Origin of the sequence: Hymenobacter sp. (assembly GCF_036387835.1) — a bacterium.
In the GTDB taxonomy this organism is placed as follows: Bacteria; Bacteroidota; Bacteroidia; order Cytophagales; family Hymenobacteraceae; genus Hymenobacter.
Window position 1 is genome coordinate 1 of the sequence record NZ_DASVSY010000050.1, and the last position, 15,680, is coordinate 15,680.

Here is a 15,680-nt window from a genome sequence, read left to right on the forward strand (position 1 = left end):
GTGCTTCAGCCAACTTACAGCGCGCTTTCCCAAACAAATCCACGCCGTAACGGCTGCTGGATTTGCGTTAAAAATTGCCCTCTTCATTTTTGCTCACGCTCTGCACCAAGCCGGCCTATAGGCTGCAACTTGGGTTAGCTATCTTTTTGCAGGCGGCCCGTGGCACCACCTCGCATTACAACGTCAGCTCGCCGCTCAACGGCTTGTTGTTCGGCTTGATGGGGCTGTTTATTGCGCTCAATACGGCGTTGATACTTTGGGCTGTCTACCTGGTATGGCGGCACCGACCCCACGGCCCCGCCAGCTACGTGTGGGGCATACAGCTCGGGCTGCTGCTGTTTCTGGTGGGCAGCGCCGTAGGCGGGGCCATGATCAGCCATTCCGGCCACACGGTAGACGCCCCCGATGGTGGACCGGGCCTGCCCGGCCTGGGGTGGAGCACCCGCGCCGGCGACCTGCGCATTGCTCACTTCCTGGGCTTGCATAGCTTGCAGGTGCTACCACTGCTAGGCTGGTGGCTGGGCCGCCGCTGGCCGCGCCGAGCGGTGTTGCTCACGTGGTTGGGCGCTGCTGCTTACGCCGGTCTGGTAGCAGCGCTGTTTGTGCAGGCTTCGCAGGGCGCGCCGTTGCTGGCGGACCGGTAGCCACCCTAGAATAACCTTGCTTGGCGTCAGTTATGTGTTGGTCTTGAGTCAACAGCCAGCAGTTCCTTGCCGTGGCCTGGGCACCGCTAAGCAAGCCTATCTTTTCTTTCCACCTGAAGGCCGCTGCTTATGCAAACTCTGCATCATTTCAAACATAGGTGTACACATCCTGTTCGGCACATTGGTTTTTTTGATAGGGGTAGTGCCGCTGCTGACGGCCAAGGGCAGTAGGGCGCACCGGCGGTTCGAGCCTTGGTTTCTACGCATCATCACGGTGGTGCTAGTAACGGCAGTGCTGGGACTGGCGGTGTTCAACTTTCGCCCGTTTCTGACCTTAATTGTGCTGCTAAGCGTGTACAACGCGTATGCCGGCTACCGCACGCTGCGCATTCGCCACACGGGTCCCACCTTGGCCGACGGCTTGTTTTCGGGCGTTTTTTTGCTGGGTGGACTGGCTTTTCTGGCGCTGCTGCCACGTATTCACCTGGTCTGGTCGCCGGTGGTTATGTACAGCACTCTCGGGGTACTGCTAACGACTACGGTTTATGATGTGAGCCGTTTTAGCGGCAACAGTGGCAGCCTGGGGGGTGGCTCTACGAGCATACCTGGAAGATGATAAGCGCCTACGCGGCCCTGCTGTCGGCCTTTAGCGGCACGGTCCTGAAAGCCTATCAACCATACAGCCAGTTTTTGCCGTCGATGCTGTATACGGGTATGGCACTTGGGTTCATGCTTGCTATTTACAGAAAACGAGGGCGCACGGCAGCTTCAGCCCTTACCTAACGGCGAGTATCTTGCTTGCTGCTATGAACGACCGTCGTCTCCGCCTCCTTGGTATTCCCATCCTGAGCTTGATTATTACGCTGCTCACGGCGGCGGAGCACAGCATGTGGACGGTGCCGCTATTTTTCGTTGATTGGGGTATTTCCTTGTACTTCACTTCCGCGCTCTGGATTGGTAACCGGGCGCTGTGGGACTGGTTGCTCCGGCGCTTTCCAAACGTAGATCAAACCAGTCGCCGCCTGTGGGCCCTGGCCGGGCTGTCGGTGCTGTTTACGAGCGTGGCCACGGCCCTGCTGCGGGTGCCGCTGCACTGGTTGCTGCCCCGATTTTTCAGCCTCAACTGGCAGGCTCAGCTGTCGGCCACGTTCTTTAACCTGTTTCCGACGCTGGCGGTGCAAACGCTCTACGAAACCATCTACTTCTTCCGGCAGTGGGAGCAGAACGTGCGCCGCGCCGAGCAGCTGCAAAGCGCCGGGGTGCAAAGCCAGCTCGAAGCCCTACAAAGTCAGCTCGATCCGCATTTCCTTTTCAACACCCTCAACACGTTGTCGGCCCTTATTGAACCCGGCAACAAACCCGCGCAACAGTTTGTGGAGCAGCTCGCCGATATATACCGCTATGTACTCCTGACCCGCGACAAACCCACCGTGCCGCTGACTGTAGAGCTAGCCTTCGTGGATACCTACCTGGCACTACAAAAAGTCCGCTTCCGCGACAAGCTGCGCGTAACTGTGGCCGTAGCTCCGGCCGCCCTCACCACCCACGTGGCTCCGCTGAGCGTGCAGCTCTTAGTGGAAAATGCCCTCAAGCATAATGTTGCCTCGCGAGACTCTCCGTTGGAACTTCACCTGACGGCAGACGGCGAATCCAACTACCTGACCGTGGAAAATACCCTGCGCCTGCGTACGGCCGGCCTGGCCCCAAGCACCGGCATGGGACTGGCCAACGTGCGCCACCGCTACGAGCTGCTGCAAGCCCCCCACCCCGTCACCGTCTCCACCGAAAACGGCTGGTTCCGGGTGCAACTACCGCTTCTATCAATGAGCAACGCGGAATGAGTAACTGGCTGGCACGGGCAGTCAGGAAGTTCTTCATTCTTGTGTGCTGTGCTCTTAGAAACTCTTCAAGACCGTCCTGCTTGATCTGGCGTCCGCATGTGGCGCTGCCTGACAGGTGCACAATTCTTCATTACTCTTTTTTGTTCTAAGAAATGAAACCCTTACTCGTCCTGCTCGGAAGCTTCTTGTTGACTTTAGGAATTGCTCGTTTGTTTGCGGGGAATCTGGACTACCTACTGGCGGGCAATGTAGCAATGGCCGTAATGCTGCTGTTTACGGGCGCGGCGCATTTCACCCTCACCCAAGGCATGGTGCTGATGCTGCCGGAGTGGCTGCCGGCCCGGAAAGCGTGGGTGTATTTTACGGGTGTTGTGGAGCTGGTAGCGGCCGTGGCTTGCTGGTGCCCGCGCTTCGAGTGCTGACTGGGTGGTTGTTGCTGGTGTTTTTCGTACTTATCCTCCCGGCTAACATCCACGCAGCTTTGCATCATATCAACTACCAGAAAGGCACCACCGACGGTCCCGGCCCGCGCTACTTGTGGTTCCGGATTCCGTTGCAGCTGTTGTTCATTGCCTGGACGTGGTACTTTAGCGTACACCTGCCAACGGCGCTTAGAGCCTAACCAAATAGGCAAAGGTTGTGTCATTCCGACAATCCCCTATCCGGATAGGCTCTTAGCACCTCGGGCCTTACCCACTAGCCTCCCCCGTGTCTTCATCTACATCTGCCGTTCCTCGGCCATTGGTCATTATTGGCAGCGCCCGCCACAGCGGCGACACGCACCGCTTGGTGGCGCAGGTGCTAGCCGACGTTCCGCACACACTCGTTGATCTGTTGGATTGGCCTGTGGCGCCTTATAACTACCAGAACGATTATCCGAGCGAAGACGCTTTTCAGCACTTAGCTGAGTTGATGCTCCAGCACCAAGCCATTGTATTTGCAACGCCGGTTTACTGGTATAGCATGAGCGGGACAATGAAAACCTTTTTCGACCGATTTACCAATCTCACAGACACCCACAAGCAGCTAGGTCGCCAGCTAGCCGGCAAGCACGCTTTCCTGCTCACCATTGGCTCTGACCAGGAGTTACCGGAAGGGTTTGAGGTGCCGTTTCGGCGGACGGTTGAGTATTTCCACATGACGTTTGAGGTCACTTTGTATCAGTCGCTCAAGCAGCCGTTTCCCGAGGAAGAAGTTCGCCAGCTTGCGCATCAACTCCGGGGCTTGTGCTAAGCAACACGCCGTCTAACTTCTCAACTTCCTGCCTCGCATGACTGTTCTGCTCCTCGAAGACGAATATCCGGCCGCCGAGCGCCTACAACGCTTGCTGCTGGAAGCAACCCCCGAAGCGCAGGTGCTGGCCGTGCTCGATAGTGTGGCCGGGGCACTGCACTGGCTGGCCTCGCACCCCGCTCCCAACCTGATTCTTTCGGATATTCAGCTGGCTGATGGCCTGAGTCTGGAAGTGTTTGAACAGGCCGTAGTGCGCAGTCCGGTTATCTTCACCACCGCTTACGACGCCTACGCCATCCGGGCCTTCAAGGCCAACAGCATCGATTACCTGCTCAAGCCCGTGAAACTAGTGGAGCTGCAAGCGGCCCTCACCAAGCTGCGTGAGTGGCGCAGCCCCGCCGCGCAGCACTCCCCCGAAGCTACCGACGACACTGCCCGCCGCCTCGAACGCCTCCTCGACAGCCTTCCCCGCCCCGACCGACAATACAAAACGCGGTTTCTAGTCCGCAGCGGTGAACAGCTGCTACCCTTGGCGGTCAACCAAATAGCGTGGTTTCAAAGCCGCCACGAAACCACCACGCTCGTGGCCACCGACGGTCGCCGCTACGTGGTGGAATACACCCTGGAACAGTTGGAAGGCCTGCTCGACCCGCGGCAGTTTTTTCGCCTCAACCGGCAGTTTATTGCTCAACTCCCGGCCGTGCAGCGCCTGCACCCGCACTTCAACGGCAAGCTCCTGCTCGACCTACACCCCGCCCCCGGCGAGGAAGTGTTGGTGAGCCGCGAGAAAGCCAGCGCCGTAAAGCAGTGGCTGGAAGGATGAAGCAGTGACGCACTACCTGCCTAGTAGCGGTTCACGCAGTGGTTTAGGGTGTAAAAGCGCAGGGTTTCGCCGTGGCCTTTGAAAGACCCTGCGAAACCCTGCGTGAAATATAAGCTGGCGTTTTCTGCGTACTGCAACTGGCGCGGTAAGTCCGTCAACCTAGCTGCTCTTCCGCCTGATAGTCACCACGCTGCTATTGAATTGCCTTAAACTCAACGACTTTGCTTTTCAGTCCCGGCGACTGGAGCGACACTTTAACGGTGCCACTGGCCGCGGTGGCCTGCACGTAAACGAGTAACTTGCCCCGGTAGGCCAGGCGCTTGGCGGCTTTATAGTCTTCGTGGCTGGCTAGGTCGCCGCTTTCCATGCCGAGGAGCTTGGCGGGACCTTCCAGCGCCACGGTTACTTCGTTGGTGGCGGTGTTGACCGGGCTGCCGTTTTGGTCGGCAATACTTACTTCAATCTGGGTTACACTCTGCGCTTTAGCGGCCGGCGAGCCAGGGTAAGTGGCCGCTTGAATGAGAGCGGGCGCACCGGCAGTTTTCAGTGTACTCTGGCTCACTTCCTTGCCGCTCTTGTAGCCCTTGGCTACCAGCTCGCCGGGCTGGTAGGGTACGTCCCAATAAACTTCCTGGCCCTGCTTGCGGCCCAACGACTGCCCGTTGAGGAACAACTCCGCGGCGTCGGCGTTGGTGAAGCCTACTACCCGGACCGTGGTGCCCGCTGGCCAGTTCCAGGTGGCATTAAGGCGTCGGTGGCCGCGGTTGGGCTGCTCGTCGGCTTTGGGCACCTCGGCGGCCGCCAGGTAGAGCATGGGTTTATCTAGCCACAGGCTTTGGCGGAAGTAGTATTCCGGCTTCGGGAAGCCCGCCAGGTCCAGCAGGCCGGCGCCGTTGCTGCGTTGGGGCCACTTGCCGGCTTCGCCCATGTAGTCGATGCCCGTCCAGAGGTATTGGGCGGAGATGTACGCCAGCGAATCGACGGGTCTCCAAGCCTTGAGGCCCATACCGTTTTCGCTGCCGTAGATGACGCGGTTGGGGTATTTCTGGTGGTCTTCGGGGTAGCGGAATTCCTGGTAGTTGTAGCCGACCAAGTCGAGCGCGGCGGGGTAGTCGGTGAAGTTGGACATCACTACGCCGGCCAGGGCGGCGGTGATGGGCCGGGAGGTATCGGCCTGCTTGGCCACGGCCACCAAGTGCTTGGCTAGCTCGCCTAGGCGGCTTGCTGGTGGGTGATCGGGCAGGTAGCCTTTGCCGTAGATTTGGGGGTTGCGGCCGGTGTTCAGGACCTCGTGGGTGTAGGGGTCGTTGGGGTAGTCGATTTCGTTGCCGATGCTCCACATAATGATAGAGGGGCGGTTGCGGTTGCGTGAAATCATGTCGCGCAAATCCCGGTCGGCCCACTCCTTGAAGTACTCGTGGGTGCCAAACTTGGCGGGCGTACCCACGTTCCAGCCTTCCACCCACTTGTTTTTGCCTTCCTCCCACTCATCAAACGCCTCGTCCATCACCAGGAAGCCAAGCCGGTCGCAGAGGGCGTAGAAGTAGTCGGCGTGGGGGTTGTGGCTCATCCGGATGGAGTTGCAGCCTACATCCTTCAGCGCCCGCAAACGCCGCTCCCACACCTCCACGGGTACGGCCACGCCCAATGCCCCCGCATCGTCGTGCAGACAGACGCCTTTGAGCTTGACGTTTTTTCCATTCAAAAAGAAGCCTTGGTTGGCATCGAAGCGGATGCTGCGCACTCCCACTTCCTCTACCACTTCGTCGGTCACTTTGCCCTGCACCGACAGCGCCACCCGCAGCTTGTACAGCCGCGGGTTGTCCACCGACCACAACGTGGGCTTGCTGATGTTCAAGGTTATGGCGGCCGGCGCCTCGGCGTTGGGCTTCACTTGCACCTGCTGCTGCCCGGTAGCCACCACCTTGCCCTGCGCATCAACTAAAGTGCTTTTCACCAACACGCTTGCGGCGGCAGCCGTGGCATTGTTGACGGCCACCGTCACCTTGCCCGTGGCGGCGCTGGCCGACACCTCGGGCGTGGTGAAGCCTACGCCCCACGGCCCGACGTGCACCGGCGCCGTGGCCACCAGATACACGTTGCGGTAGATGCCCGAGCCGGTGTACCAGCGCGAATCAGCCACCTGGCTATGATCGGCTTTCACGGCCAGCACGTTCTTGCCGCTGGCATTCAGGTACGGAGTCAGCTCATATTGGAACGACGCAAAACCACTCGGCCGCTTGCCAAGGAAGTGGCCGTTCAGCCAGACTTCGCTGTTTTTGTACACTCCATCGAAATACACGAATACTTTCTTGGCGCGGAAGCTGGCGGGCACGTCAAACGTTTTGCGGTACCAGCCGATGCCGCCCGGCAGAAAGGCCGTGGCGCTGGCCCATTCCTGACTGAACGGCCCCTCAATGCTCCAGTCGTGGGGCAGTTCGAGGCGGCGCCACTCCTGGTCGTTGAAGTCTGGCTTTTCGCCCGCGGTTACGTCGCCCCGGTGAAACTTCCAGTCGGCGTTGAAAAGCAGTTGCTGGCGGGCCGCCGGCGTTTGTGCGCGGGAGGAAAACCAGGAACAGGTGAAGAGTAGCAGAAGTAGCAAGTTTCCTTTCATAGGGCGGACAAGGGAGGTAATGAGGGACAAAACCGTTATGCTGAGCATGTGGCGCAGCATAACGACTTGCGGTTGTCATGCTGAGCTTGTCGAAGCATCTCGCTCGAATCGTTGCAATGGTAAAAGGATCTACCACACTAGCGAGATGCTTCGACTTCGCCTCCGGCTCCGCTCAGCATGACATTACTATTGCAACGGCAGCACGCGCTGCCACTAGCGGATTTCGCTCACCACGGTGGTAATTGAGCGTGGGGCCAGATGTACCAGCTGACTGGCTTTCAGGACCGGGCCGGGCTGCAGGTCGGTGGTGGCAGTGGTGGTGTAGGTACGCACGGCGCCTAGCTTCTTGCCGAGCTTGAGCTGCAGGTCAGTGGCGGTGGTGGCGGAGTTGACAACCACTGTTACCAACTGCTTGCCACCGGCATTTTTGTAGGCCGATACCAGCAATTGGTTGTCGGTGCCGGGGGCGAGGCGGGCGTCGATGCGGACGGCACCGGGCCGGATGTAGCGGCTGTAATTGCCGAGCGCCCAAAGCATCTTGCTGGTTTGGTAGTTGCCGTCTTCCTTGGTTTTATCGACGTAAATCAGCCCATCCTTGTAATTGTAAGGCGAAACGGCCAGCCACCACTGCCAGGCGGTAGCATTGGCCGTGACCAGGTCGTTGTGAATCACGCGGGCCAGGTACAGTGCGGGCTCGATGGTCAGGTCGCGCTTGCTGCCGTTGATTTCGCCGCCGTTGTCGCCCAGAATGCAGTATTCCGATTGCCAGAAACTAAGCTTGGGCACCGCGGCTACTTTGGCGGCCAGCTGCTGACGCACCGCTACGGCCTGGCCGTAGGGCGAGGTGGTGAAGTAGCTGTGGCCGGCCACGACGGGCGCCATACGGGGCAAATTGCCCACGTAGGTGGGCGAGGCAGCACTGAAAAAGGCGGTGATTTGCTCGCCTCGGTCGGGCTTGTCTTCGGGGGCCAGCAGGTAGTTGATCTTGCCCGCTTCCGTAATCAGAATTTTGGTGGGCAGCTTTTGGGCTTCCAGCGCAGCGTTCAGGGCTTTGCTTACGCCGGCAATTTCCTCGTTTCTAAACGGGCTGCCTTCCTGCTTGGGGTCGCTCCAGTCCCACTGCGGCTCGTTGATGGGGCTGATGTAGTCGAACAAGATGCCGGTGCTGCGCTGCACGCCCTGCACTACGTCGGCCATGAATTTGGCAAAGGCCTCGTACTTAGTAGGCGCAATATTGGTTTTGCCGTCGGCGGCGAAGGCTTTGCCGGTGAGCGTGTACTGCACCGGCGGGCTATTGAGAAAGCCCAGAAACTGCTTCACTCCGCGCTGCTTAGCAGCCTGCATAAACCAGACCTGCCCGGCTTGACGGGTCCAGTCGTAGCGGCCGTCGGGCAGCAAAAACGACTCGGCCCGGTGCCACTCGTCTTTGATGCCGCTCGCCTCGCCTTGCTGCGTGCTGCCGGCCCCAATATTGAAGCGCCACATCGACAAGCCAATACCTTTGGGGTTGCCGTTGGGTGCGCTTGCGGTGCTGAACAGCAAGTCGGCAATAACTTCTTTCTTGGCCGCGGGCCACTGCCCCACAAACTGACACGCCCACGCATCGGAAGCACTGAAGTTGTCGATGGTTTGGTAGGTCTTCGCGTCGTCGAGTAGCACCGTTACGGGTTTGGCGGCCGCGCTGGCCCCTGTTTGGCTGCCCTGCCCGTAACCCGGACCAGCGGCCAGCAGCAGGAGCGCCCCTAACAAGATGTGCGCACTTGTGCCATGTTGCTTGTGGAATGTGGAAGCTGAAGCGCCCGATTGAGTTGGAACACTCATTGCAAATCGTTTAAGTGAAACAAGGGAAAGATAGCCACTTGCAGATTTTATTCACATTAGCGCCTGTCCTTCCGACAGTACCTATTCGCATAGCCCATAAGAACATACGGCAGAAAAACCAGCTGGCTAACTTTCGTTAACCAACCGGTCTGTTTTTACTCAGGCACAGCTTTGATTATTGCTGCAGCACTTCCCACTGCTGGTTGTTGGCGCCGCTGAACGGATATTGAATGACGCTGGCGGCGGGAGCCGTAGAAGCCCCGTTGACATCCAGCGCCTGACTGCTGTTGCGGTTGATTATCCTGAAATAGCCGCCCCCGTTGTCGGCAACCTGCCACTGCTGGTTGTTACCACCGCCGTAAGGATACTGAATGACGGGCGCCGCGGCGGCTGTCGAGCCGTTATTAACGTCCACGGCTTGCCCGCTGTTGCGGTTGATGAGCCGGTAATAGCCCCCGCTGGTGCTCAAAACCTGCCACTGCTGATTCGTGCCGCCGTTCTGCAAATACTGGATTATGCCCGCCCCAGTGGTTGTCGAGCTGCCGTTCACGTCCAGGAGTTGGCCGCTGTTGCGGTTGATGATACGATAGTAGGCCGTAGGGTAAAAGTTGTTGGTGCCGCCCGCACCCACGCCCCAGGCGTACTGCACCCGGCCTAGGCCCGAGGCACTGGTCGTAGTCATGGTTGTTCCGTCGAATTGCTGTAGGCTGTACGAATCTCCAGTGCGCAGGCCGGGCCAATACACGCTGCTGATGCCAGCCTTGCGGCACTGGTTGGTGATGCCCAGGACGTAGGCTTTCTTGACATCGTTGGCAATGGCGCTGTTGTAGTTCACGCCCGTCGTCATGAAGGCCCCGTACTCGGTTAGCACCGCCCGGCTGGCGTAGCTGCCCAGGTTAGCCGCAAAGGCGCTTTCCCAGCCTGCAGCCGTAGTGGCCGGACTACCATAAAAGAAATCGTAGATGTGAATCGAGAGCAGGCAGCCATTGAACCGGCTGTCGGCCCCTATGCCCGTGATGTTCTGCGAGTAGCCGGTGCCACCAAGCAGCACCCGGCCCCGCGGAACGCTGGTGTAGCGGCTCAGCCAGTCGGCGTACAGGTTGCCTAGGTCGGTTTGGTTGTAGCCGTGGGGTTCGTTGAAGACCTCGAAATAGACGTTGGCGTTGCCGCCGTACTTACTGACTACGGTTTGCCACATGCTCCAGAACTGCGCGGCATCATCCACCCGGCCGTCGCGGGAAGAGTTGGCTTCCCAGCAGGCGAGAATTACCTTCATGCCCTTGCTCAAACTCCGGTCGATGGCGCCCTGGTAGGCGTTCCAGCTAGAGCCGAGCACTGTAGCTGGATTGATAGGCAGCCGCACGGTATTGGCGCCGGTGTTGGTTTGAAAGCCGGTGATGATTCTGTCGGTTTTGGCTTGCACGGTGGCGTAGCTATCGGAGGCGGCTAGGCCGGAGAGCACCAGCGCGCCGTCCACGAAGTTGTCGCGGGCGTCGGCCCAGTTGAGGCCCGCAATGCCGGCTGCTCCTACTGCATCACTGGCTACGGTGGCCGCTGGCGCCGCATCCGGGCCTACCAGTTCGTCTTCCTTGGCGCAGCCGCCGAAGGCTACGGCCAATAACAGGGCACTGCCCGAGAGCAGCGAATAATAGTTTTTTTTCATGGGTATTTTGGAATAGTGGGTAATGAGAACGAGACGTAATTTTTAATCGGGATTATTCGCCCGCCGTCAGCAGCGCCAGCTACTAGTGGTGAGTAGCTGGCGCTCTGACAAAGGATCTGTGTTTATCCAGCTAGACGGCGTCCTGCTTTATCTGTCATCCTACTGCCGTCCTGCTTGATCTGGCATCCGCTTGTCGAAGCATCTCGCGTGCTGACGCAGGAGTAGTAATCTAGTGTCATATCAGCACGCGAGATGCTTCGACTGCGGCTGCGCACCCTGGCTTGAGGCGCCACCTGCGGGCGCTAGATCAAGCAGGACGTTCCTTTTCAGCCGGTTTCCGGAATTCTTGTCCTTCCGATGCAAGAGAAATCTGAGTGGCGTCGTTAATAACTTGATTCAGATTCCTCCTGCGTTGGAAGGACAAGGACCCGTGGCATTGGCTTTTAGTACCCGGGGTTCTGCTCCACGTTGCCGCCGGAAAGTTGAATTTGCGGCGTAGGAATCGGGAACAGGTTGTTTTTCTCGGATATCTGGTCTTTCACTTTGCCCTTGTCGTAGGGGTCGGTGCTGGTCAGGTTGTAGGCATTGAAGGCCGTAATGACGGCCACCAGCCGGTGCTGCCGCACCAGGTCGTAGTAGCGGTGACCTTCCATGGCCAGTTCCAGGCGGCGCTCCAGCCAGATGTGGTCGAGCAGGGCCGGGCCGGTGGAGGTGCGGGGCAGCACGGTGCCGGGCTTGAGGCGGTTGGCGCGGGCGCGCACCAAATTCAGCGACGTGCGGGCCTTGCCCTCCTGCCCCAGGCGGTACGAGGCCTCGGCGTGCATGAGCAGCAGGTCGGCGTAGCGCAGCTCGATGCGGTTGAGGGGGGAGTGGTTGCCTTCGTTGGCGGGCCGGTCTTTCAACTGCAAAAACATCTTCCGGCTGATGCGCCCCGATTCATTTTCCGACAGCTTGGTGTCGTACTTCGAGTAGTCGAAGCCGGGCGTTTTCACGTCCACACTGTCGCCCTGCTTGATGATGGTCCACTTCAGGCGGGGGTCATTTTCCCGCACAAAAGCCTGCTCTAAGTTGCTGCTCGGCGTGTTGAAGCCCCAGCCGCCGTCGGCCCGGCTGCGCATCACCACCGTGAGGTAGGTGCCCAGGTTAAAGGTCTGGTTGGCGTTGTAGTTCAGCTCGAAAATAGACTCGTTGCCGTTGGCGTTATTCGCGTTCCACACCCGGCTGAAATCGTCGTTCAGGTTGTACTGCGCGGAGTTGATTACGATTTCGGCGTACTGCTGCGCTTCGGCCCACTTCTCGGTGTAGAGGTAGGCTTTGGCCAGATAGGCGTTGGCGGCCCCTTTGGTGGCCCGGCCCCGGTCGCCGGCTGGTTGTGCGCCTTTCTCGGGCAAGGCAGCGGCGGCCTCTTTCAGGTCAGTGATGATCTGCGCGTAGCACTCTTCCGCGGTATTGCGGCGCAGCGTCAACGACTCGCTCGGCGACACCGGCGCAAGCACCAGCGGCACCCCGCCGTAGCCCTTCACCAACTCGAAGTAGTTGTAGGCCCGGATAAACTTCACTTCGCCCAGCAGCTGCTTCTGCAGCTCCCCATCGATGGGCGCCTTGGCAATGCCTACCAGGGCCGCGTTGCAGTTGCCGATGGCCTGGTAGATGTGGGTGTAGCGGTTGTCGAACCACTCGTTGTTGGGCAGCCAGAAGAAGCGGGCAAAGTCGCCGAACTCGCGCTGGTCGCCGGCAATAGAATTGCCTTTCCAGGCGTCGTCGGAGCCGGCATCGCCGAACATGCGGGTCCGGTCGATTTTCCACCAGTCATCCTGGTCGGTGGTGGAGTAGCAGCCCATAACGGCCGCTTTGCATTCGTCGGCAGTGTTAAAGTAGTTGTCAACGGTTTGCTGACCACGGGGTGGCTCGTTCAGGAAGTCCTTGCAGCTTTGCAGGCCCAGGCCAAGCACCAACGTAAGGAGGAAGCTATATTTTTTCATGATTGCAGCGGCTAAAGGGAATTAGAAGGCGATGTTGGCGCCCACCAGGTAGGTGCGGGAAGTAGGGTAGTTGCCAATGTCGACGCCCCGGTTCAGCGCCGACGGCAGATCGGTGTAGTAGCGACCGTAGCCGATTTCGGGGTCCAGCCCGCTGTAGTTGGTGATGGTGAACAGGTTCTGGGCACTCACGTACAGGCGCAGGCTGCTCATGCGCAGCACCTTCGAGGCCTCCTTGGGCAGCGTGTACCCGAGCTGCAAGTTGCGCATCCGGGCGTAGGAGCCATCTTCAACATAGAAATCCGAAAAGCGCGTCAGATTCTGGTTGTTGTCGTTGGCCACAATGCGCGGCACCGTGTTCGAAGTGCCTTCCCCATGCCAGGCCAGGTCTTCGAGGCCCGATACTTTATTGTAGTTGTAGCTGCCCGAATAAGTCCAGCCTTTGGTTACGTTCACCACGTCGTTGCCCAGGCTGCCGGCCAGCGTCACCTGCAAGTCGAAGTTCTTGTAGCCGGCCGTCAGGTTCACACCGAAGGTCAAATCCGGCGTGGGATTGCCGATATATTGCTGGTCTTTGGCATCCAGCACCCCGTCATTGTTGAGGTCAGCAAAGCGAAAATCACCGGGCTTGGCGTCCGCCTGAACCAGCTTGCCATCGGGGCCGGTGTAGGAGTTGATTTGTTCCTGGGTCTGGAAAATACCCTGGGTTTGGTAGCCATAGAACGCGCCCACGTAGCCGCCTTCTTCGGTTTTGGAAGGCCGCCCGAAGATGGGCGTGTTGCCGGAAAACAAAGCCTGACCGTTCGCCAGCTTGTTGATTTTGCTGACGGCCCGGGTGGCGTTTACGTTGGCGCCGTAGGTGAATTCGCCCGTTGTTTTGGCGTAGCCCACCGAGAAGTCCAGCCCGTTGGTTTTCATGCTACCAATGTTGGTAACCGGGCTGTTGTAGCCGTAGCCGGCGTGCGCCGGAATGGATTGGCTCATGAGCATATCCATGGTGTTGCGGCGAAATACGTCGGCTGTCACCGTGAGCTTGTTTTCCAGGAAAGCCAGATCGGTGCCGAGGTCGTAGTCTTCCACCGTTTCCCATTTCACGTTGGGGTTGGGCACGTTGCTTTGAATGACGCCGAGCTGCTCGGTGCGGGCGTCGCCGGTCACGTAGAAGACGCGGCCTAGCGTGCCGGTGTAGGCGCTGTTGGTGATGCTGCGAATGTTCTGGTTGCCGACTCGGCCCCAGCTGGCCCGTAGCTTAAAGAAGTTAACTGGCGCCAGTCCCTTCATAAAGGTTTCATCCGAAATCAGCCAGCCCGCCGACACCGACGGGAACACGCCCCAGCGGTTGGCCGAAGGAAACACCGATGCCCCATCGCGCCGGATGCTGGCCCCGAGCAGGTAGCGGCCCTTGAAGTCGTAGTTGACCCGGCCAATGAGGGAAGCAATAGTGTTAACGAAGTCGTTGCCAGTTACCCTGAAGTTGGCAGTGGCCGCGTCGGGGTAGCGCAAGTTCGGGTCGTTGCTCGGAATGGCCTGCCCCTCGGCCAGTTCCGTGCGGGTGGAGAAGCGCTCCAACGTCACGCCGGCCAGCGCCGACACGTTATGCTCGCCCAGCGACTTAGTGAAGTTAAGCGTGTTGGTGTTGTTCCAGTTGATTTCAAGGTTGTGCTCCCGCGTCACCGTGTTCACCTGGTTGCGCTCGTTGGCGTCGATGGTGAAAAACGGTGAAAAGGCGTTGCGCTCGTACACGTTGTTGTTGGAGCCGAACCGGGTTTCGAAAATCAAACCTGGCACAAACTCGTAGTTGGCGTACACGTTGCCCACCAGAAAGTACTGGTTGCGCCTGTCGTCGTTGCGCTCCACCACGGCCAGCGGGTTGCCAATGTCGGTCGGCGAGGCGCCGTAGTAGTCGTAGGGGTTGCCCGAGGTACCTGCTACCCGCGCCGGGGTAATGGGGTCGTTGTTGAAAGCATCCCGAAACAGGGCATTGTTGTTTAGGAACTTCTGGTTGGTAACCGAGATGTTGAAGTCCTCACCCACTTTCAGGCGCTTGGCGGCCTGGTACTCGGTTTTCAGTCGTAGCGAAAGCCGGTCGAAGTCGGAGTTCTTGATCAACCCTTGCTCTTTGAAGTAGCTGATGCCGGTCGAGTACACCACCCGGTCGCTGCCGCCTGACAAGCCCACCGAGTAGTTCTGGGTGCTACCCTGGCGCGCTATTTGGTCCCACCAATTGGTGGTCGAGGTCAACGAAGCCGGATCGGGGTACACGGCGGGCCGGTTGGAGTTAGTAGCCGCCAGGTTCATGATGCGGGCGTACTCACTCGAGGAGGCCATTTCAGGAATGTTGGTGGGGTTGGATACGCCATACGTCACGTCGAGCGTGATTTTGGGGTCCCCTTTCGTGCCCGCTTTCGTGGTAATCAGGATGACGCCATTCGCCGCCCGCGAACCGTAGATAGCCGCAGAAGCTGCGTCCTTGAGCACGCTCAAGGACGCAATATCCTTGGGGTTCAAGTAGTTGATGTTAGCCACCGGCAGGCCATCTACCACGTAGAGCGGGCTGTTGCCGTTGATGGTGGAAAGGCCCCGGATCAGGATCTGCGGGCTTGCGCCCGGCTCCGAGCCTGCTCCCACCACCGATACCCCGGCGGCTTTGCCTTGCAGCGCGCTGCCCACGTCGGCCACCGTTAGCTTGGCAATATCTTCGCCCTGCACGGTGGTTACGGCATTGGTTATGCTGCGCTTTTCCTGCGTGCCGTAACCCACCACCACTACTTCGTCCAGCGCTTTGGTGTCGGCGGCCAGTCGGATGTCTACGCTGGTGCGGTTGGAAATTGCTACTTCCTGCTGGCGGTAGCCCACAAACGAGACTTGCAGCACGCCCGTGGCCACATTGGGCACGCTCAGCGAGAAGTTGCCTTGGTTGTCGGTGGCCGTACCCGTGGTCGTGCCTTTCACCAGCACGGTCACGCCGGGCAGCCCCGCCCCCGACTCATCGGTGATTTTTCCGGTGACGGTACTCGTCTGGGCGTAGGCCCCGGTCACGGAAAGGCAAAAGAGAGGTAAGC

Annotated in this window: 12 protein-coding genes and 1 pseudogene; 8 read left to right on the plus strand and 5 right to left on the minus strand. The window is 59.3% G+C overall.

Annotated features, from left to right (window positions below; all coding sequences use genetic code 11):
* The 8 genes and pseudogenes from VF639_RS25470 to VF639_RS09895 form a co-directional block, all read left to right on the plus strand.
* A pseudogene (locus VF639_RS25470) lies at window positions 1–121 on the plus strand (IS982 family transposase); the annotation flags it as partial.
* Window positions 75–644, plus strand: a complete 570-nt coding sequence (locus tag VF639_RS09865; protein ID WP_331145730.1) for a hypothetical protein — start codon at window positions 75–77, stop codon at window positions 642–644. The pseudogene VF639_RS25470 and the gene VF639_RS09865, both read left to right, overlap by 47 nt.
* Window positions 645–825: 181 nt before the next feature.
* Window positions 826–1,260 (plus strand): hypothetical protein, encoded by a 435-nt coding sequence (locus tag VF639_RS09870; RefSeq protein WP_331145731.1) that lies wholly within the window; start codon window positions 826–828, stop codon window positions 1,258–1,260.
* 190 nt (window positions 1,261–1,450) lie between these two features.
* A complete protein-coding gene (locus tag VF639_RS09875; protein ID WP_331145732.1) occupies window positions 1,451–2,485 on the plus strand; it encodes a sensor histidine kinase in 1,035 nt (344 codons plus the stop codon).
* Window positions 2,486–2,637: 152 nt separating this feature from the next.
* On the plus strand, window positions 2,638–2,907 hold the full coding sequence (locus tag VF639_RS09880; protein ID WP_331145733.1) for a DoxX family protein: 270 nt from the start codon (window positions 2,638–2,640) through the stop codon (window positions 2,905–2,907).
* Between the two features lie 17 nt (window positions 2,908–2,924).
* Window positions 2,925–3,107 carry a DoxX family protein gene (locus tag VF639_RS09885; protein ID WP_331145734.1) on the plus strand — a complete coding sequence of 61 codons (183 nt, stop codon included), beginning with the start codon at window positions 2,925–2,927 and terminating at the stop codon, window positions 3,105–3,107.
* An 86-nt stretch (window positions 3,108–3,193) separates the two neighbouring features.
* Window positions 3,194–3,718, plus strand: coding sequence for a flavodoxin family protein (locus VF639_RS09890; protein WP_331145735.1), 525 nt, complete (start codon window positions 3,194–3,196; stop codon window positions 3,716–3,718).
* A 37-nt stretch (window positions 3,719–3,755) separates the two neighbouring features.
* Window positions 3,756–4,541 (plus strand): LytR/AlgR family response regulator transcription factor, encoded by a 786-nt coding sequence (locus tag VF639_RS09895; RefSeq protein ID WP_331145736.1) that lies wholly within the window; start codon window positions 3,756–3,758, stop codon window positions 4,539–4,541.
* A gap of 193 nt (window positions 4,542–4,734) precedes the next feature.
* Here the strand turns inward: VF639_RS09895 and VF639_RS09900 are convergent, their stop codons facing one another.
* The 5 genes from VF639_RS09900 to VF639_RS09920 form a co-directional block, all read right to left on the minus strand.
* On the minus strand, window positions 4,735–7,155 hold the full coding sequence (locus VF639_RS09900) for a glycoside hydrolase family 2 TIM barrel-domain containing protein (protein ID WP_331145737.1): 2,421 nt from the start codon (window positions 7,153–7,155) through the stop codon (window positions 4,735–4,737).
* A gap of 213 nt (window positions 7,156–7,368) precedes the next feature.
* Window positions 7,369–8,976, minus strand: a complete 1,608-nt coding sequence (locus VF639_RS09905) for a glycoside hydrolase (RefSeq protein ID WP_331145738.1) — start codon at window positions 8,974–8,976, stop codon at window positions 7,369–7,371.
* Between the two features lie 175 nt (window positions 8,977–9,151).
* Window positions 9,152–10,639, minus strand: a complete 1,488-nt coding sequence (locus VF639_RS09910) for an RICIN domain-containing protein (protein WP_331145739.1) — start codon at window positions 10,637–10,639, stop codon at window positions 9,152–9,154.
* A gap of 443 nt (window positions 10,640–11,082) precedes the next feature.
* The gene (locus tag VF639_RS09915) at window positions 11,083–12,621 is read right to left on the minus strand and encodes a RagB/SusD family nutrient uptake outer membrane protein (RefSeq protein ID WP_331145740.1); all 1,539 of its coding nucleotides are present in this window, start codon (window positions 12,619–12,621) and stop codon (window positions 11,083–11,085) included.
* Window positions 12,622–12,642: 21 nt separating this feature from the next.
* Window positions 12,643–15,657 carry a SusC/RagA family TonB-linked outer membrane protein gene (locus VF639_RS09920; RefSeq protein WP_331145741.1) on the minus strand — a complete coding sequence of 1,005 codons (3,015 nt, stop codon included), beginning with the start codon at window positions 15,655–15,657 and terminating at the stop codon, window positions 12,643–12,645.
* Window positions 15,658–15,680 lie beyond the last annotated feature (23 nt).

Coding starts and splice junctions, on each gene's coding strand:
- VF639_RS09875 (WP_331145732.1), top strand. CDS start 1,451: ATGAACGACCGTCGTCTCCGCCTCCTTGGTATTCCCATCCTGAGCTTG.
- VF639_RS09880 (WP_331145733.1), top strand. CDS start 2,638: ATGAAACCCTTACTCGTCCTGCTCGGAAGCTTCTTGTTGACTTTAGGA.
- VF639_RS09895 (WP_331145736.1), top strand. CDS start 3,756: ATGACTGTTCTGCTCCTCGAAGACGAATATCCGGCCGCCGAGCGCCTA.
- VF639_RS09900 (WP_331145737.1), bottom strand. CDS start 7,155: ATGAAAGGAAACTTGCTACTTCTGCTACTCTTCACCTGTTCCTGGTTT.
- VF639_RS09905 (WP_331145738.1), bottom strand. CDS start 8,976: ATGAGTGTTCCAACTCAATCGGGCGCTTCAGCTTCCACATTCCACAAG.
- VF639_RS09910 (WP_331145739.1), bottom strand. CDS start 10,639: ATGAAAAAAAACTATTATTCGCTGCTCTCGGGCAGTGCCCTGTTATTG.
- VF639_RS09915 (WP_331145740.1), bottom strand. CDS start 12,621: ATGAAAAAATATAGCTTCCTCCTTACGTTGGTGCTTGGCCTGGGCCTG.